At 57.3% G+C, this 17,231-nt stretch carries 17 protein-coding genes and 1 other RNA gene; 16 read left to right on the top strand and 2 right to left on the bottom strand.

What is annotated here, in order from left to right; translation table 11 throughout:
* Positions 1-48: 48 nt before the first annotated feature.
* A complete protein-coding gene (locus OUO13_RS16280; protein ID WP_283174949.1) occupies positions 49-465 on the top strand; it encodes an acyl-CoA thioesterase in 417 nt (138 codons plus the stop codon).
* The gene (locus OUO13_RS16285) at positions 462-1,088 is read left to right on the top strand and encodes a MiaE family protein (RefSeq protein ID WP_283174950.1); all 627 of its coding nucleotides are present in this window, start codon (positions 462-464) and stop codon (positions 1,086-1,088) included. The genes OUO13_RS16280 and OUO13_RS16285 overlap by 4 nt, the downstream gene beginning before the upstream one ends.
* Before the next feature lie 5 nt (positions 1,089-1,093).
* On the opposite strand, the gene OUO13_RS16290 is transcribed toward OUO13_RS16285, so the two are convergent.
* Positions 1,094-1,273 (bottom strand): hypothetical protein, encoded by a 180-nt coding sequence (locus OUO13_RS16290; protein WP_283174951.1) that lies wholly within the window; start codon positions 1,271-1,273, stop codon positions 1,094-1,096.
* 592 nt (positions 1,274-1,865) lie between these two features.
* Here OUO13_RS16290 and OUO13_RS16295 point away from each other — a divergent pair.
* Both OUO13_RS16295 and OUO13_RS16300 read left to right on the top strand, forming a co-directional pair.
* Entirely contained in the window at positions 1,866-2,732 is an 867-nt protein-coding gene (locus tag OUO13_RS16295) for an alpha/beta fold hydrolase (RefSeq protein WP_283174952.1), read from the top strand.
* A 103-nt stretch (positions 2,733-2,835) separates the two neighbouring features.
* Positions 2,836-3,300: a DMP19 family protein gene (locus OUO13_RS16300; protein WP_283174953.1), complete on the top strand. Its 465-nt coding sequence runs from the start codon at positions 2,836-2,838 to the stop codon at positions 3,298-3,300.
* A 176-nt stretch (positions 3,301-3,476) separates the two neighbouring features.
* On the opposite strand, the gene OUO13_RS16305 is transcribed toward OUO13_RS16300, so the two are convergent.
* The gene (locus OUO13_RS16305) at positions 3,477-5,858 is read right to left on the bottom strand and encodes a Lon protease family protein (RefSeq protein WP_283174954.1); all 2,382 of its coding nucleotides are present in this window, start codon (positions 5,856-5,858) and stop codon (positions 3,477-3,479) included.
* Between the two features lie 166 nt (positions 5,859-6,024).
* Between OUO13_RS16305 and ybfE the strand changes: the two genes are divergently transcribed.
* The 12 genes from ybfE (at position 6,025) to OUO13_RS16365 (ending at position 17,177) form a co-directional block, all read left to right on the top strand.
* Positions 6,025-6,294, top strand: coding sequence for a LexA regulated protein (ybfE, locus tag OUO13_RS16310; protein ID WP_283174955.1), 270 nt, complete (start codon positions 6,025-6,027; stop codon positions 6,292-6,294).
* Positions 6,295-6,402: 108 nt separating this feature from the next.
* Positions 6,403-6,499: signal recognition particle sRNA small type (gene ffs / locus OUO13_RS16315), an RNA gene on the top strand.
* A 76-nt stretch (positions 6,500-6,575) separates the two neighbouring features.
* Positions 6,576-8,804: a DNA polymerase III subunit gamma/tau gene (gene dnaX, locus OUO13_RS16320; protein WP_283174956.1), complete on the top strand. Its 2,229-nt coding sequence runs from the start codon at positions 6,576-6,578 to the stop codon at positions 8,802-8,804.
* A 46-nt stretch (positions 8,805-8,850) separates the two neighbouring features.
* Positions 8,851-9,177: a YbaB/EbfC family nucleoid-associated protein gene (locus OUO13_RS16325; protein WP_283174957.1), complete on the top strand. Its 327-nt coding sequence runs from the start codon at positions 8,851-8,853 to the stop codon at positions 9,175-9,177.
* Between the two features lie 22 nt (positions 9,178-9,199).
* The gene (locus tag OUO13_RS16330) at positions 9,200-9,781 is read left to right on the top strand and encodes a toprim domain-containing protein (protein ID WP_283174958.1); all 582 of its coding nucleotides are present in this window, start codon (positions 9,200-9,202) and stop codon (positions 9,779-9,781) included.
* Positions 9,778-10,938 carry a ribonuclease D gene (gene rnd, locus OUO13_RS16335; protein WP_283174959.1) on the top strand — a complete coding sequence of 387 codons (1,161 nt, stop codon included), beginning with the start codon at positions 9,778-9,780 and terminating at the stop codon, positions 10,936-10,938. The genes OUO13_RS16330 and rnd overlap by 4 nt, the downstream gene beginning before the upstream one ends.
* Positions 10,935-11,219: a YcgL domain-containing protein gene (locus OUO13_RS16340; protein WP_283174960.1), complete on the top strand. Its 285-nt coding sequence runs from the start codon at positions 10,935-10,937 to the stop codon at positions 11,217-11,219. The genes rnd and OUO13_RS16340 overlap by 4 nt, the downstream gene beginning before the upstream one ends.
* The gene (locus OUO13_RS16345) at positions 11,216-11,656 is read left to right on the top strand and encodes a YcgN family cysteine cluster protein (RefSeq protein WP_283174961.1); all 441 of its coding nucleotides are present in this window, start codon (positions 11,216-11,218) and stop codon (positions 11,654-11,656) included. Before OUO13_RS16340 ends, OUO13_RS16345 begins: the two co-directional genes overlap by 4 nt.
* A 52-nt stretch (positions 11,657-11,708) precedes the next feature.
* Positions 11,709-12,158, top strand: a complete 450-nt coding sequence (locus tag OUO13_RS16350; RefSeq protein ID WP_283174962.1) for a hypothetical protein — start codon at positions 11,709-11,711, stop codon at positions 12,156-12,158.
* A 1,391-nt stretch (positions 12,159-13,549) separates the two neighbouring features.
* Positions 13,550-15,745: a VWA domain-containing protein gene (locus OUO13_RS16355; RefSeq protein WP_283174963.1), complete on the top strand. Its 2,196-nt coding sequence runs from the start codon at positions 13,550-13,552 to the stop codon at positions 15,743-15,745.
* A 170-nt stretch (positions 15,746-15,915) separates the two neighbouring features.
* Positions 15,916-16,599: a leucine-rich repeat domain-containing protein gene (locus tag OUO13_RS16360; protein WP_283174964.1), complete on the top strand. Its 684-nt coding sequence runs from the start codon at positions 15,916-15,918 to the stop codon at positions 16,597-16,599.
* A gap of 167 nt (positions 16,600-16,766) precedes the next feature.
* Complete coding sequence (locus tag OUO13_RS16365; protein WP_283174965.1) at positions 16,767-17,177, top strand: GFA family protein; 411 nt, start codon at positions 16,767-16,769, stop codon at positions 17,175-17,177.
* The last annotated feature ends 54 nt before the right edge of the window (positions 17,178-17,231 follow it).

Here is a 17,231-nt window from a genome sequence, read left to right on the forward strand (position 1 = left end):
TTAGACTGACCGCTTTCTGAGCAGTCGGGCAAGCGCCCGGGAGGCGTTATGTCCATCGATATTCGGGTTCGCGGTTATCACCTCGACATCTACCATCACGTCAACAACAGCCGTTATCTGGAGTTTCTGGAAGAGGGGCGTTGGGATTACTTTGATCGTCACGCCTTTGTAGATCTGTTTGAGAGCCAGAGTCTGGCCTTCGTCGTTGCCAATATCAACATCAGTTACCGCCGACCAGCGTACAATGGCGAACTTTTGCGTGTGACCTCAAAACTGGATGGTCTGGGTAACAAGAGTGCCCGCATGATCCAGAAGGTATGGCTGGTCGACAATGATCAACCAACAGAGCTGGTGGCCGAGGCCATGGTGACCTTCTGCCTGCTCGACAGCAAAACCCAACAGTCCGTGCCGATTGCCGGACCCGTTCGTGAAGTACTGGAAAACATGATTGAGGAAGGTCTATGACCCTCGACGAAGTAATGGCCGAGATTGGTGAGTTCCTGGGATGTGAAACCCCGGACGCCTGGATCGAGGTGGCCTTGCAGCAGCAGGAGCTGATGCTGATTGATCACGCCAACTGCGAAAAGAAAGCGGCAACAACGGCCATGAACCTGCTGTACCGACACATTGATCGTGATGATCTGCTGAAGAAGATGAGTCAGCTGGCCCGTGAAGAGCTGCTGCACTTTGAACAGGTGGTCAACATCATGAACGATCGCGGTATCCGTTATCGTCATGTGTCATCCAGTCGTTATGCCTCTGCACTGCGCGAGCAGGTGCGTAAAGGCGGCCACAATGGCGTGGATGAACTGGTCGATATATTGATTGTGGGTGCGTTTATCGAGGCGCGTTCGTGTGAACGTTTTGCTCGTCTGGCACCCCATCTGGACCCACAGCTGGAAAAGTTCTACCGCTCGTTGTTAAGGTCGGAAGGCCGTCATTATCAGGACTACCTGGGACTGGCACGCCAGTACGCAGGTGGGCCTATTGATGAACGAGTGGAAACTTTCCGGGCCTTGGAAACATCACTGATTCTGGATCCGGATCCGGAATTCCGCTTTCACAGCGGAACTCCGATCGCCGCCTGATTCAATCAGTCGCGGCAGGCGCGGATGATTTTCAGACACACGTCAGTGATGGTTTCGTATTCGTCTTCGTCGATTACTTTGGCATCGAGGTCGCGGCGCGCCTGACTCAGGCGTGCTTCGGCGTCTTTCAGGTCGGTAAAACGACGGTTGGCTTCGAGTGCGTTCTTGACGGCGATTGTGGACATATTGTGTTTTCCCTTTTGTGTGCGTCGCTGCTTGGCGTTTTTTGTTTGGTCGCTTCTTGAGACAGCAAGTGTAGCGACAGAATTCCGGTTCGCCTGTTCCTGAAAGTCAAAACTGCTTTCCGCTTCCGCTAGGGACCCTCTGAATAACTCGGTGCCCGCTCTGGCTTATCGGGATGGTGATGAATCACGAAGCCGGTTTGATGGCCCTCTTGCATAACTCCAAGGGGGCTACGTCAAAAACGGAGCACGAGTCATCAACATCCCGAAAGCCCCGAAGGGCGCGGGCTGCAGTGCATTTGAGCGGTGTTGACGAACTTGAAAAGGACTTGTCATTTCGCTGCGTTCGTCGCCTTGCTCACACGCGCTGCAGCGCTCGCGCAGAGCTGTGCAGAGTTATTCAGAGTGTCCCTAGAGGCGATTTGCGAATTTCTATCACCCATTAGTCTGACGTGCTTACAGTTTACTGCGATTTGCGGGCTTCAATATTGATCAATGCCCACTTTGTAATGGTCGCAGTCTGGCATTTGCGGCTTGCCCTGATTGACAGGTCAATATAGCTTTTCCCCGGATGGCCGGAATTATGCAAAACAATATGAAAACTTGTTGTATCGAAAGTTGGAAAATTGAACAACGCGGCCCGATTTGTAGCTATTTGCGCCAAGGTCGGCCTGACAATCCTGTCTTACACCTGTTGCATGGTAATGGTTTTTCAGCTTTATCCCTGTTAGCCCTGGCCGACGCACTGCCAATTGAGTGGACATTGCTGGCAACTGACATACCGGGGCATGGAGGTTCGGAAAATGATAATCCGGACAATCCGGACTGGACTCATCTGGCCGATCAGATTGCTCATAGTCTGAAGGGGCGAATTAATGGTCCGGTGATAGGTGTTGGCCATTCGATGGGCGGTGTACTGAGTCTGCGTATGGCGGCTCGTTATCCGCAACTGTTCAGCCAGCTGGTACTGCTCGACCCGGTGCTGTTTCCACCAGCGATGCTGGGGGCTCAACGCATGTTGCAGCTGACGGGTATGGCCGGGCGCCTGCCGCTACCAAAGCGCGCCCGGGCGCGGCGCTGCCAGTGGCCTGCCATGCGTGAGGCTGAGGTTTATCTGCGTAGTAGGGCGCTCTACTCAGAATGGCATGAGCGGGCTTTGAAGGGGTTTATGGCTACTGGCCTGAAACAGGTTGGCGGGCATGTTGAGCTGGCGTGTCAACCGAGCTGGGAGGCGGCAATATTTGCATCACACCCTGGTGCCTTGTGGCGGGATGTGAAAGCGCTGTCGATACCGGTTGATATGCTGATTGCCAGTGAGGGCTTTGGCTTTATTCGACCGGGTGCTGAACGTGCGTGCCAGCTTAATAGCCGGATTAATATGTACGAGGTGGATGGTAGTCACTGTTTCCCGATGGAAAAGCCGGACGAAACCGCAAAAATATTGCAAAGCTGTATCGGGTGACAGGGAATTACAACCTTGTGACGGTAAAACCTTTGTCAAACTAATATCATTCGGCTATCGTGAGCCTTCATGGTCAACTAATTGAGAGTACTGAGTAAGACGTATGAACATGGAGATTCAGGCAGCGCTGGACGTTGCTGATGAGACTGATTCATTTCTTCAGATTACGGACGTGATTTACGACAAGGAAGCGGAGCTCGGATATGACGCGCTTACTGACGCCGAAAAGACCGTGTTCTGCGTAGATGGGTTGTTGCGGGAAATGGAGAACGGTGGTTTTGTACAGTTCTTCCACCACGAAGTGGGAGCCCATGCGGAAGATACGCTGGAAGCTCTGGAGCGCATCAAAGCCAAGGAAACCCACACCTTGCTGGATCGTCTGGTAGCATTTTTTGATGATCGCCATGTTCCTCAGGATGAAGACGAGCGTATCGCACGCTTCGATCAGATCGAGAGTGAATACGCTGACGACATCGCCGAGATCGATGATCGTTTCTACGACTGCAGTGAAAATCTGGTCGGTCTGACTCTCAAGTTTGTATCTCGCAATCTGCGCGACTTCCATTGAGTTGCTGATTACCAACAAAAAAGCCACCTTCGGGTGGCTTTTGTGTTTCTGTGCTCGGCGTGGATAGCTTCTGCGAACTGATGTCTTGTGCAGACGGACGTTTTCTGCGCCCCGGACGGGCGCTGCCACTGCCAGCGGGTTGCCCCGTGGCAGTGGCTGAAACCGCAGCAGTGTTATCAGTCTTCGTGTTTCTTGCTGAGATTGGCAATCGCCTTCAGGCGGGCAATGATTCGACCATTGATGCTGTCTTCCGGGAATTCACCCTGGTCGTTCAGTTCGCCGGCCGGATGTTGCATCAGCAGTTCGATGGCCTGATCCACATGGGTTACACAATGGATGTGGAACTTGCCAGCCGCGGCCGCCGCGACCACGTCATCGTGCAGGATCAGGTTGCGACGGTTGGATGCCGGAATAATCACGCCCTGTTCGCCGGTAAGGCCGCGGGCGGCACACAGGCGGAAGAAGCCTTCGATCTTTTCGTTCACACCACCAATCGCTTGCACTTCGCCGTGCTGGTTCATGGAGCCGGTCACGGCAAAGTTCTGGTTAACCGGATGCTGGATCAGAGCTGAAATCAGGCACACCAGTTCGGCCAGTGAAGCACTGTCGCCATCGATGTAGCCATAGCTCTGTTCCATCGCCAGGTGAGCAGAAATCGCCAGCGGGAACTGTTGAGCGTAACGGTTGCCCATAAAGCCGCTCAGGATCATCACACCCTTGGAGTGAATGGCCTGACCGAGGCTGGCTTCACGTTCGATATCCACCACACCCTTGCTGCCCGGATACACGGTTGCCGTGATGCGGGCAGGGGAGCCAAAACTGGTGTCTCCCAGTGACATCACCGTCAGGCCGTTGATCTTGCCAACCGCCTTGCCGCTGCTTTCCAGCAGCACCGTGCCGTCGAGCATTTGCTCGAACAGGCGATCGTACACCCGTCCGGTGCGTTCCTGTTTGGCCTGCAGGGCGCGGTCGATATGTGCGGGCTCGATCAGCTCGTCCTTGGCCAGGCGGCGCAGGAAGTCGGCTTCGGCCAGCAGATCAAACTGTTCACCCAGGTGTGCGCTGAGCGTGTCCTGCTGCTCCGCCAGACGGGCGCTGAAACGCACCATACGTTCGACGGCGGCACGGCTCAGATGCGCATACCCCTGTTCAACCACACGGCTTTTCAGCAGGCGGGCGTAGGCTTCCAGTGAGTCGCTGTTCAGTGGCAGGTCATTGTCGAAGTCCACCACGGCGCGGAACAGGCGTTTGAAGTCTTCATCGTATTCCTGCAGGAGGTAATAGACCTGACGGGAGCCGATCAGCACCAGTTTGACCGACAGAGGAATGACTTCTGGTAGCAAGCTGGTGGTGTTAACCCAGCCCATCTCGCTGTACGGCGATTCCATTTTCAGCAGGCGGGACTGAATGGCGCGTTTCAGCGCATCCCAGACCATCGGTTCGCCCAGCACTTTTTCGGCGTCCAGAATCAGGTAGCCACCGTTGGCGCGATGCAGGGCACCGGCACAGATGCGCTGATAGTTGGTCACCAGTGCGCCCTGTTCGGAGCTGTATTCAATACGGCCGAACAGGTTGGTGTAACTCGGATGTGGTTCGTAGACTACCGGGGCGCCACTCTGGTCGCTGTGATGGGTCACCACGTTTGGCAGCAGGAATTCCTCGAGGCGATTGCGTTTGACGTATTCCTCGCGAATCTCCAGCAGGCGTTCGTCGACCAGCTCCTCCAGCACCAGACGTGGTAGGTATTCTTCCAGCTCGTCGATGTGGGTCTTGAGGCGGTCGTGGTGAGTGAAGCGCTCACGAATCGGTTCCAGCAATGGCAGGATGGCCTGCTGGATCGCCAGCTGGTTCAGCTCACGTTGCTGGTCGCTGCTTTCACGTTTCCATTGCGGCAATTCGGCCAGCTGGTCACCCAGCATCTGCTCCAGCTCGGCAATGGTTTCGTGGAAGTCTTCGCGTTCGTCTTCCGGCAGCTGGGCAAATTCGGTTTCGTCCAGCGCCTTGCCATCACGCATCGGGGTGAAGCTGATGGCCATGGAGTCGCGATAAACCGCTACGCCTTGTTTGTGGGCTTCTTTTTCCACCTGTTCGATGGCGCGGTCGTAACGGCGATTGAACAGGTATTCGATCGCTGACTTTTTTTGCTGGTAAGCCGGGTTCTCGAACACGGCCGGGAAGGTTGCCAGCAGCTGGTCGATCAGCTCGCGCATACTGCTGCGCAGCAGGTCGGCTTCGGCCGGGTCGAGGGCAACCGAACGTGGTTCGCGCGGATTGGCAAAATTGTTAACGTAACACCAGATACTGGGAGTGGCCTGACGTTTGGCTTCACTCTTCAGGTAATCCCGTACATAAGAAGAACGGCCGGTGCCGGTATCACCCATAACAAAAATATTGTAACCGGGGCGTTGCATGGCAACCCCGAACTGGATGGCGTTAACCGCCCGATCCTGGCCAAGCACGCCCTGGAAGCTCTCCAGTTCATCAGTAGTCACAAAGGTAAGGGTGTTCAGATCAACAGCCTGAGTCAGCTGTTCGGAAGAAAGGCGCGTCGCGGTCACTGGGCTATCACAGACATGTCAGTTGAGATTCAACAACAGTAATTGCCCGGATGCAGCCTTGGCAAGTGATTCGCAAGCGATACAGAAAGCCTCGGCATGTGTTGTCGGTCTTGCATTCAGGGTTTTGCACGGCATAATTCCCGCCGTTTGTTTGTTGGTATTCCCGATGTCAGTACAACCCGAAGATCGCACTACTATCGATATGTTCTCGACGCCGCGTCGGGGACGCCCACGCAGCAACCCTTACGATCGCCGGGTGCAGAGTCGTTTTAACAAACGGTTCCAGCGTCAGCGTGACAAGGAGCAGGGCCTGCAACGTCTTGAGGTCAAGGTCGAGGCAGCGGTGATCACGCGCCTGGATGAAGTGTGCGCGGACTTGGGTATAACTCGTACCGAAGCGGTTAATCTGGCCCTTCGTCACTGGTTGCATATGTGAAATTTGTGCGTGGCGCACAAAATTTTGCAATATCTGCTTGATCTCTCGGGTTTTTCTGTATTAGGATGCGTCCTCCTGTCGCAAGGCAGCTTTTGTTATGGTGGCCCCTGCTGGTCCCCTCGCAACGATACACTACAAACCCCGCCAGGCCCGGAAGGGAGCAACGGTAGTAGTGAACTCGTGTGCCGGGGTGTGGCTGGTGGGGGTCATCTCCAGACTGACAACTGCGCCGCCAGAGGCTATTATGCCTCATCACTTGCCATCCAGAGCCTTCGATTCTCATGAGTTATCAGGTACTTGCCCGTAAATGGCGTCCCCGGTTCTTCGACGAGATGGTTGGCCAGGAACACGTTCTCCGCGCCCTTATCAATGCCCTTAATGAACAGCGTCTGCATCACGCCTATCTGTTCACTGGCACCCGCGGTGTTGGCAAAACCACCATTGCCCGAATTCTGGCCAAGTGCCTCAACTGCGAGCAGGGCATCAGTGCCCGGCCTTGTGGTGAATGTTCTTCCTGTCGCGAAATCGCCGAAGGCCGCTTTGTTGACCTGATTGAAGTCGACGCCGCGTCCCGCACCCGCGTGGAAGACACCCGTGAATTACTCGACAACGTCCAGTACGCGCCAACTCGTGGCCGTTTCAAGGTGTACCTCATCGACGAGGTGCACATGTTGTCGACCCACAGCTTTAACGCGCTGTTAAAAACCCTCGAAGAGCCTCCGGCTCACGTCAAGTTCCTGCTGGCCACTACCGATCCGCAAAAGCTGCCGGTGACTATCCTGTCGCGCTGCTTGCAGTTCAGCCTCAAGAACATGACCCCGGAAAGCATTGTTGGTTACCTCGAAACCGTACTGACTGCTGAACAGGTGCCGTTTGAGATTCCGGCACTGTGGCAACTGGGCCGCGCTGCCCAGGGCAGTATGCGTGATGCACTCAGCCTGACCGATCAGGCGATTGCCTTCGGTGAGGGCAGTGTGCAGGAACTGCAGGTGACCAGCATGCTGGGCACCATGGACCGTGGCCGTCTGTTCCGTCTGGCGGAAGTGATGGCACGCGCCAATGCGTCGGAAATCCTGACCGAAGTCGCCGAAATGGCCGAACACGCGCCAGACTACGACGAAGTGGTGCAGGGCTTGCTGAATCTCTGGCACCGCGCGGCGATTGCCCAGGTGATGGCCGATGCGATCGACAATACCCAGGGCGACCGTGCTGCCATTCTGGCGCTGGCCCAGGCCATGAACCCGGAAGATCTGCAGCTCTATTACCAGATCGGTCTGACCGGTCGTAAGGATCTGGCGTTGGCCCCGGACCCGCGTCAGGGCTTCGAGATGCTGATCCTGCGTATGCTAGCGTTCCGCCCGATGCCGGAAGCCAATGCTGAGCTGGCCAATCTGGATCTGGTATCAGCACTGGAACAGCAAACCAGCGAAAAAAAAAAGCCACTGACGGCGACTGAGCCGTCGCCTGCCGTTGCCAGCCAGCCAGCGGCTGCGCCTGTTTCTGACGTTTCTGGTATCGATCCGGTTGTAACGGCGGCTGTGCCTGTTATGCCTGCTGCTGTTGCAGTCGAGCCTCTGGCAACGCCTGTCGAGCCTCATGCTCCAGTTGTGGTTACTCCCGTTGATCATGTTTCTGCTGATCCTGCTCCCGTTGATATTGCCCCGGAATCTCTGGCAGCGACGCCTGCGCCTGCTCAAGAACCTGAGCTGCCGCCGCCGTGGGATCCTGATCCGATGGTTAGCGCCGCTGCACCGGCAAACCCGATTGCACCTGCACCGACTGTTATTCCGGCACCTGCTCCAGAACCGTCAGTACCGGAAACTCCTGCGATCGCTTTTGAGCCCGCTGTTCCGGCACCGGTTGCCGAAACACCGCCATGGGTAGACGATAACGAACCGCCAATGTTTGCGCCGGAACCACCGGTGTGGCTGGACGAAGACGACGATGATGACGACGAACCCGCGCCTGCGCCGATTTCTGTGCGGCCGGGAAGTGGGCTTGCCAGCCTGCTGGATGCACCATTGCTCGTTGAGCCATCAGCGTTGGCCCCGGCCCCGGTTGCCCGCACGATTCCGGCACCTGAGTCCCGTCCTGTCGAAGTGATTGATCCGGCCACTCTGCCGGAACTTGCTCCGCATACCTGGTGGCAATGGGTCGAAACTCTGGGGCTGGGTGGTCTGACACTGGCGATTGCACGTAACAGTGCACTGGTGCGGGTGGACAATGGTCAGCTGGATTTTGACGTCGATCCCCAGCAGGGGGCCTTGTTCAACGCCACTCATGCCCAGAAAATTGAACAGATACTGCAAGCCCGTGTGCCGGGTATTCGCATCAACATGCAATTGCAGGTCACCCGTGGTGAAACCCCGGAACAACGTCGTCAGCGTCTGGTTGCCGAAGCCGGTTATCTGGCCCAGCAAGCCATCGAGACGGATCAGCGGGTTCGCCATATACTCAGCAGTTTTAATGCGGTGGTGCTGCCCGACAGCATTCGCCCACTGAATTCTTGAACCGCGTGGCGGATACTCGCGCCGGTTAACCTACAGGAGATACATCATGATCAAAGGTGGTATGGGCAATCTGATGAAACAGGCCCAGCGCATGCAGGAACAGATGCAAAAAATGCAGGCGCAACTGGCTGAAGCCGAAGTGACCGGTGAATCCGGCGCTGGTCTGGTGAAAGTCACCATGAATGGTCGTCACGACGTCAAGCGTGTAGAGCTGGACGACTCCCTGATGAGCGAAGACAAGGAACTGCTGGAAGACCTGCTGGCAGCCGCCGTGAACGACGCGGTTCGCAAGATCGAATCCAACTCCCAGGAACAGATGTCCAAGATGACAGCCGGTATGGGTCTGCCTGCCGGTATGAAACTGCCGTTCTGAGAATCGGACTGCATCTCCGTTGGTGCGCCTGATTCCCGCCCAGATCCGCGCAGTTGCCGCCGCATTCGACGGCCTGCCCGGTGTTGGGCCACGAGCGGCGATGCGTTTTGCCCGCCATCTTCTGGCCCATCGGGGCGAAGGAGAGGGGCTGGTACAGGCGCTGCAAGGTGCACTCACCGATGTGGCGCTGTGTGCTGATTGTCGTTCGTATACCGTTAACTCCGAATGTGCGTTTTGCCAGCACTGGCAAACGCTGGACAATCGCCAGACTCGCTGTCTGGTGGTTGAGCAACCGGAGCACTTGCAGCAAGCGCTGGACGCTGGCTGGAGTGGAACAGCGTTTGTCCTGCATGGTCTGTTATCGCCGCTGGACGGGCAGGGCCCGTTACAGTTAGGGCTCGACCGGCTGGATGAACTCCTGCGTGCCGAGCAGCCGCCCGCTGCCCTGATCGTTGCCCTCGACAGCAGTGTTGAAGGGCGCACTACTGCCCATTATCTGAGCACCCTGGCTCGCCGTGCCGACGTTGACTGTCAGGCACCGGGTTGGGATGTATGGCTGGAGCAAGCTGCGGGCAGCTTGCCGGACCCCGAGGAGAAGTCGTGAGCGTACCCCACGTCCCGGAACCCGTTTGGGTTTGCAGCAACGAAACGCTGCGTCAGCATTGCCAGGGTTGGCTGTCCGAGCCCTGGTTGGCTCTGGATACCGAGTTTGTCCGGGTCAGTACCTTTTATCCGCAAGCCGGTTTGCTGCAGGTGGCCGACAGCCATTCCTGCTACCTGATTGATCCGTTATTAATTACCGACTGGCAGCCGCTGGCGCAGGTTTTCCGTTGCACCGACGTCATCAAGGTGTTTCATGCCTGTGCGGAAGATCTCGAAGTCTGCCGACGCCTGACCGGTGAATTACCCGAGCCGCTGGTGGACAGCCAGATGGCCGCATCACTGGCGGGTATGGGCGGCTCTCTGGGTTTCCAGAAACTGGTTGGCCTGCTGCTGGGGATTGAACTGGCCAAGGAAGAAACCCGCTCCAACTGGCTGCAACGTCCGCTCAGTGATGAGCAGGTGCGTTACGCCGTCGCCGACGTGTTTTATCTGCACCAGCTGTACCCGCTGCTCGACAAGGCCCTCACCGACATGGGGCGTCGTCACTGGTTGACCGAAGACTGCCAGCGTCTGCTGGCCGATTTTGGCCAGACCGATAATCCGGCTGACTATTATCGCCGCGTCAAACTGGCGTGGCGTCTGCGCCCGCAAGAGCAATACGTGCTGCAACAGGTGGCGATCTGGCGTGAACAGCAAGCCCGTGAGCGTGATGTGCCGCGCAGCAAGGTGATCGACGACAACAGCCTCTGGAACATGGCGCGCTACAAGCCTTCCAATCGTGAACAGCTGGCGCGTGCCGGTCTGCGCCACGAAGTGCTGCGTCATGATGCCCCGGAGTTGCTGAAAATCATCCGTAATGCGCTGGCAGCACCGGCCGATCAATGGCCTCGTATCCTCGATACTCCGCTGTCGCCAGAAGCCGGACTATGGCTGAAACAAACCAAAGAAGTAGTTGCCTCACGCGCGACTGCGCTTAACATACCGCCGGAAATTCTGGCCCGCAAAAAGGCCCTGGAAGCCCTGATCCGCTCTGGTGATAACGGCCAGTGGTGTCTGCCGGAAAGTCTGGCAGGCTGGCGTCAGGAGCAAATCGGGGAACCCTTGCTGGTATTGCTGGCTGAGCTGTCGAAACAGCCCTATGTGGAAAGTGAATCATGAGCAAAACCCTCTGCGACGTTTACAAGAGTCGTAAAAAAGACGAAACCTATCTGTACGTTACCCGTGCCGATGGCCTTAGCCGTGTACCGGAAGCCCTGATGGAGCAGTTCGGTGCACCGGTGCTGGCGATGACCATGATCATCACCCCGGAGAAAAAACTGGCCCGTGCCGAGGCGCCAAAAGTGCTGGAGCAAATGGCAACCAACGGTTTTTATCTGCAGATGCCACCACCAAAAGACATTGATCGTCTTGACCTGTTCTGCAAACTGGATAAGTCATGAGTCAGACCGTCTTCTGGATGCGCAAATCGCTGCGTGACATGACCCGTGAAGAGTGGGAATCACTCTGCGACGGCTGTGCCCGGTGCTGCCTGCACAAACTGGAGGATGAGGACAGCGGTGATGTTTATTACACCGATGTTCACTGTCGTTACCTGCAACAACCGGATTGTCGTTGCAGCAACTATGAAGATCGTCAGAAAAAAGTGCCGCATTGTGTGTGGCTGACACCCGATCAGGCCGAAAGCTTTTTCTGGTTGCCCGATACCTGTGCATACCGTTTGCTGGCGGAAGGCAAACCGCTGCCGGAGTGGCATCCGCTGCTGACCGGCGACCCGGACTCCGTGCACCATGCCGGTATTTCGCTGTCGGGCAAAGGCTACCCGGATGACCAGGTGCCAGAAGAAGAGTGGGAAGACCACATCATCTGGAAAGCCTGAGCAGGCATCGATCAACCGTCTGACCCTGTTTAACTGAGGCAAGGAGCGAACCTTGGAACTCTTGAATCTGCTGGGCCAAATGGCCTACACCGGCAACACCACCCTGATGTGGACCATGTACATCGTGGCCGGTCTGGTAGGTGTGTGGTGCTGGAGCCAGGTCTTTTTCTGGTTGCCGCGTGGCACGCTGGCTCGTGATATCGCTCGTGCTGCCGGTGCGGTGTTGCTGTTGACCCCGGCGCCTGCCGTGGATATTGGCAACCAGTATGCGCCAGCCTTTATGGTCAGCGCCTTTACCCTGATGAATGCCGGTAACGTCAAGGAGCCGGGTTTACTGACCTGGTGGTGTGTGGGTCTGGTGGGTGGGGCACTTATGGTGCTGGTCACTCGCATGTTGCGTCCGAAAACTGCACTGGCCGGTGATGTGCACGAAGAAGAAATGGAGCCAGCTCCGGTACCACGTCAGCGTCCACAGGCAACCCGTATCGATCCGAGTATGTAATCGGGCATGGCCGGGCCGCGGCTCTTGCGCTTCGCGGCTTTTATCTCGTACCCATGCTCCTGCGTGGGTATGCTGCGGTTTTTACTTTATCTCGTTCCCACGCTCCTGCGTGGGAATGTTGTGCTGGTGTTTTGGGTCTGGATGCTGTTCGTCCGGCTACTCGGCTTGTTAATTGGCCTGGCTGATTGCCCTCATGGGGGACCTTGTCCCCCGGCCGGGCGGGCCTCCCCCTGCTTTTGCCCGCTGGGCTCGTTTTTCCGGTATTCCCCGACAACGGCGTTTCGACCCCGGCCCGATGGCACGTCCCTGTGCCAACGGGCCTTGCGGGGCATCCATGCCCCGGCCGGGTCGGCCGTTGCGGTGAATCCCGGCTCGCCCAGATGGGCATTCAGCAGCCAGCTGCGCTGGGCCAGATCGGTGTTGATTGACACCATTCTTCCGACGTCCGACGTCCGACGTCGGACGTCCGACGCCCGACGCCCGACGCCCGACGCCTGACGCTTCGCGGCTACTCGGCTTGTTAATTGGCCAGGCCGCTTGCCCTCTTGGGGGACCTTGTCCCCCGGCCGGGCGGGCCTCCCCCTGCTTTTGCCCGACTGGGCTCGTTTTTCCGGTATTCCCCGACAACGGCTGTTCGACCCCGGCCCGATGGCACGTCCCTGTGCCAACGGGCCTTGCGGGGCATCCATGCCCCGGCTGGGTCGGCCGTTGCGGTGAATCCCGGCTCGCCCAGATGGGCATTCAGTAGCCAGCTGCGCTGGGTGAAGCCGATGTTGATGTTGCGGATGTTGTGCTGGTGGTTTGGGTCTGGATGATGTACGTCCGACGGCTGCTGGCGGCTACTCGGCTTGTTAATTGGCCAGGCCGCTTGCCCTCTTGGGGGGCCTTGTCCCCCGGCCGGGCGGGCCTCCCCCTGCTTAGCCCGACTGGGCTTGTGTCTCCGGTATTCCCCGACAACGGCTTTTCGACCCCGGCCCGATGGCACGTCCTTGTGCCCTGTCTATCGGTAAAAATAGGGCCTTGCGGGGCATCCATGCCCCGGCTGGGTCGGCCGTTGCGGTGAATCCCGGCTCGCCCAGATGGGCAATTAACGGTGGCCAGCTGCGCTGGGTGAAATTGGTGTGTTGGTGGATGCTGTTTGCCCGACGCCCGACGCCCGACGCCCGACGCCCGACGCCCGACGCCCGACGCCCGACACCCGACACCCGACACCCGACACCCGACACCCAACACAGGCCTCATTGAACAAAACTCTGGCGGATTCTAGCCAGATTCATGCCCAAATCTGGCCGAAAGCCTGATCTTTGCTAGCGTTAAGGGAAAGCCCCACGTGTTTGGGGGCGACTGCATACCTGGATGGCGTCCGGGTGTCGCGCTGGCGGAGAGATCGCATGAAAAAGCCCGTAGAAAATCCTCTCACCCGACTGTTGTGGGCTGGCCTGTTGTGGCTGGTGATGGCATGTGTGCATGCTGCCCAGCAACCGGCCGACGTGCGGGTGGTGATCGACATTTCCGGCAGTATGAAGCAGACCGATCCCAATAACCTGCGGGTTCCGGCGTTGAATCTGGTGGTTGAACTACTGCCTGATGGTTCTCGTGGCGGTGTCTGGACTTTTGCGCAGGGGGTGAACAACCCATTGCCGGTCGGGCAGGTGAACGATGGTTGGCGAACCCGGGCCCGTGCGGCGGGAAAGTCGATCAATTCCAGTGGTCAACGCACTAACCTGACCGAGGCGCTCGAAAAGGCCGCGGTTGGCACCAAGGCGATGTCCGGTTATGACCAGAGTGTGATCCTGCTGACCGACGGCCGTATCGATATGGCACCTGCCAGTGCCGGTGAAGGCCCGAATCAGGCTTCACGTGAGCGTTTGTTCAAAACCGTTTTGCCCGCTTATAAAGCCGCCGGGGTAAAAATCCATACGTTGGCGCTGTCGGATGCTGCCGACCGTAAGCTGTTACAACAAATCGCCATGGAAACCGACGGCTTGTATCTGGAGGCCGACACCGCCGAAGCACTGAGCAAGAGTTTCCTGAAAGCCTTTGAACGTGCCGCCCCGGCGGAAGAGGTCGGGCTTAAAAACAACCGCTTTACCATCGACAACAGCATCAAGGAATTTACCGCGCTGGTGTTTCGTAAACCCGGTGGCAAGGCCAGCCAGCTGATCAGCCCGTCCGGCAAAACCTACGATCAGGCCTCTGCTGATAGCAAATCTGACCTGCGCTGGCACAACGAAGTCAACTTTGATCTGGTCACCATCAGCAATCCCGAGCCGGGGGAGTGGCAGGTAAACGCCGATGTTGATCCGGACAACCGGGTGCGTATTCTGTCCGACCTCAGTCTTGGCGTAGACGGCATCGCCGCCACGCTGTTCAGTGGTGATCCGGTCAAGATCAGCATTGCCCTGTTTAATGAAAACCGGGTGGTTCAGGAAAAGGCGCTGCTGCAGCTGACCGACTTTACCCTGTCGATCACCAGCCCTGATGGCCATACCGTCAGTCAGCTGTTGTCGGACCCCGAAAAACTGCCCGCCGATGGCATCTTCCTACATACCCTTGAGCGTCTGGCACAGCCGGGTGAATACCGCTTCGAGATTCAGGCTCAGGGCCGTACCTTTAACCGCCAGCGGGTGATTACCGCCAACCTCAGCGAGCCGTTCACCATCAGTGAGCAGCGCGATGTAGCGGGCCAGCAGCTGCAGATCCGGGTCAGCGCCGATTCCGATGGCATCGACACCGGCTTGAGCCGGGTGCTGGTCAAAGTCACCAACCCGGATGGCAGCTCGGTGATCCAGACCATGGATTTTGATCAGGGTACTCGCAGCTGGAACTACGACGCCATGGCGACTCAGGGCGATGGTGAATACCAGTACGAGCTGAACATTCGGGGCGTCAGCGTGGGTGGCAAGAGTTTCCGCAGTCAGCCAGAAACCATCGTGGCGGAATTCCCGCTGCGTGAAACGGTTGCCACCAACAAGGTCGCCGAAAAACCGGCCGCAGCTCCGGCCGCTGAAGTGACCAGCAAAACCGACGAAGCCCAGACCGACGGCGATCAAAAAACACCGGTGACCACGGAAGCCACCGCGGTGCCAGCGGCACCGCAATCCACTGAACTGGCAACCACTCCGGCACCGGACGACGCCACAACCGCAACCGAAGAACCGCTCGACTGGATGTTCATGGCCATGGTGGGTGGTGGTGTATTGGTGTTCCTGCTGATTTTGGTCGGGGTGTTCCTGTTCCTGCGTAAACGCAAAAAAGCCAAGGCTGAACCCGCCGCCGACAATACCAATACACAGGCAGCCGGTACTGCGGTGGCCGTTGGCTCCGGCATTATGGCCGAAGCCGCTGAATTGGAACCGGGTGACAACATTCAGGAGATGGACGACTTCGAAGCCTTTATGTCCGCCGGTGAAGAACAGATTCCGGCCAGCGGCGAAGAAAAACGCCCGGACACCCTGGGCGGTGATACCAATATCAACCCCTTGTCAGAACCGGCCAGTGGAGCCGATGAAGCGCTGGCGGAAGGTCTGGATGATCAGGACTGGGGTGAATTTGATATCGACGAAGAGGACGGCAAGAACAAATAAACGTCAGTGAGGATAGATTGGCGCCAGCCAATCGAAGGTTGGCCTGCAAGGCATCTATGGTTACAATCATGAGTGTCAGAAATCGTCATGATCTGTCATGCGAATGCTGGCAGTTTATGCCCGTCGGAGTGACGGGGTGATATTGAACTCATCAACATGGATGTTTATGTATGGATTCCAGCCGAACCCATCCTCTTGCGTATTTGCTACTCGGTATTGTGGCGGCATTTGCGCTGCTTAAATGTTCTCAAGTCCCCCGTGTCGCGTTACTCGAAGAGCAGCAGAACGCCATGCTCGATGCCCAGGATGATGCTCGTCAGCAGGCGCAGCAACAACACGAGGCAGCGTTGCTGGCAACTCTGGAGCGTTTCCGGATTGCCGACCCGGGATTAAAAGACTGCATCAAAGACAGTCTGGATTTTGGGATGTCTGGCCGCTACGTACCACCGGAACTGCAGGGTGGTCATCTGGAAAATCTGACCGAGCTTCGTTGCGAATACAGAAAAATTGAATCACTGGCGGGTATCCAGAACGTTACCGGTTTGAAAACCCTGGTGTTGACTCGCAACCATATTATAGATGTATCGCCGCTGCGCTCCCTGACGAACCTGAAATCATTGTGGCTGGGTGATAACCCGGTGCGGGATTTGTACCCGTTGTGGGACCTCCATAATATCCAAACCCTGCGACTGCCGAACCTCGAGAAGATGTACTGCTCGGATGTTTATAAAGTGCTGTACCACGCTTGTATCAAGGAGGTGACGTTTTCAGGGCATGATTCCCATGCTTGCCAGGGCAGCCGGGGTGAATTTATGCAAGCGAAGTCCGCCGGTTACCACTGTAGAAACCCTTGAAAGACTGGCTCCGCCGGATGTCGAGTGGGCATTTCTGCCCACTTGCCCAGAACATCTCCCGCCCAGAACATCTCCTGCCCAGAGCATCTCTGTCGTAGCGTGGGCATTTATGCCCACTTATATTCATCCCGCGACTCAGACCTCACTCCTTAACCCACAGGTGCCCCATGATCAAAGCCGTCTGCCATTGCCAATCGGTGGTGCTGGAAATCCATACCGAATCCCTCGTACAGGTCCATTGCCACTGCAAGGATTGCCAGCGCGCCCACGGCGCGGCTTATGTATCGTCGTCGATTTACCCGGCGGCGGCTGTCCGCCAGATCTGCGGCGAACTGGTCGAATTTATCCTCGAACGCACCCCGCGCCTGCGCTGCGCCCAGTGCGGCATGCATATGTATTCTGAACTCAGCGCCATCAACCTGCGCAGCGTCAACGCCTACGCCCTGCCAGACGGTGCCTTCCAGCCGCAATTTCATGTGCAATGTCAGGACGCCGTCCATCCATTGGCCGACCAGCTGCCACATTACAAAGCCTTCCCGGCCAGCTTCGGTGGCAGTGATGAAATGATGGAGTGGTGACACTGGCGAAGGATGAATTCCCAACTGGTTGAGGCGAATCAGGCCAGTGTTACA

The organism is Parathalassolituus penaei (assembly GCF_026626885.1).
In the GTDB taxonomy this organism is placed as follows: domain Bacteria; phylum Pseudomonadota; class Gammaproteobacteria; order Pseudomonadales; family Oceanobacteraceae; genus Oceanobacter; species Oceanobacter penaei.

Excerpts from the sequence above, each read along its gene's own strand:
- OUO13_RS16340 (WP_283174960.1), top strand. The coding sequence starts at position 10,935 with ATGAGCAAAACCCTCTGCGACGTTTACAAGAGTCGTAAAAAAGACGAA.
- OUO13_RS16290 (WP_283174951.1), bottom strand. The coding sequence starts at position 1,273 with ATGTCCACAATCGCCGTCAAGAACGCACTCGAAGCCAACCGTCGTTTT.
- OUO13_RS16355 (WP_283174963.1), top strand. The coding sequence starts at position 13,550 with ATGAAAAAGCCCGTAGAAAATCCTCTCACCCGACTGTTGTGGGCTGGC.
- OUO13_RS16325 (WP_283174957.1), top strand. The coding sequence starts at position 8,851 with ATGATCAAAGGTGGTATGGGCAATCTGATGAAACAGGCCCAGCGCATG.
- dnaX (WP_283174956.1), top strand. The coding sequence starts at position 6,576 with ATGAGTTATCAGGTACTTGCCCGTAAATGGCGTCCCCGGTTCTTCGAC.
- OUO13_RS16300 (WP_283174953.1), top strand. The coding sequence starts at position 2,836 with ATGAACATGGAGATTCAGGCAGCGCTGGACGTTGCTGATGAGACTGAT.
- OUO13_RS16365 (WP_283174965.1), top strand. The coding sequence starts at position 16,767 with ATGATCAAAGCCGTCTGCCATTGCCAATCGGTGGTGCTGGAAATCCAT.
- OUO13_RS16285 (WP_283174950.1), top strand. The coding sequence starts at position 462 with ATGACCCTCGACGAAGTAATGGCCGAGATTGGTGAGTTCCTGGGATGT.
- OUO13_RS16360 (WP_283174964.1), top strand. The coding sequence starts at position 15,916 with ATGGATTCCAGCCGAACCCATCCTCTTGCGTATTTGCTACTCGGTATT.
- OUO13_RS16280 (WP_283174949.1), top strand. The coding sequence starts at position 49 with ATGTCCATCGATATTCGGGTTCGCGGTTATCACCTCGACATCTACCAT.
- OUO13_RS16345 (WP_283174961.1), top strand. The coding sequence starts at position 11,216 with ATGAGTCAGACCGTCTTCTGGATGCGCAAATCGCTGCGTGACATGACC.
- OUO13_RS16295 (WP_283174952.1), top strand. The coding sequence starts at position 1,866 with ATGAAAACTTGTTGTATCGAAAGTTGGAAAATTGAACAACGCGGCCCG.
- ybfE (WP_283174955.1), top strand. The coding sequence starts at position 6,025 with ATGTCAGTACAACCCGAAGATCGCACTACTATCGATATGTTCTCGACG.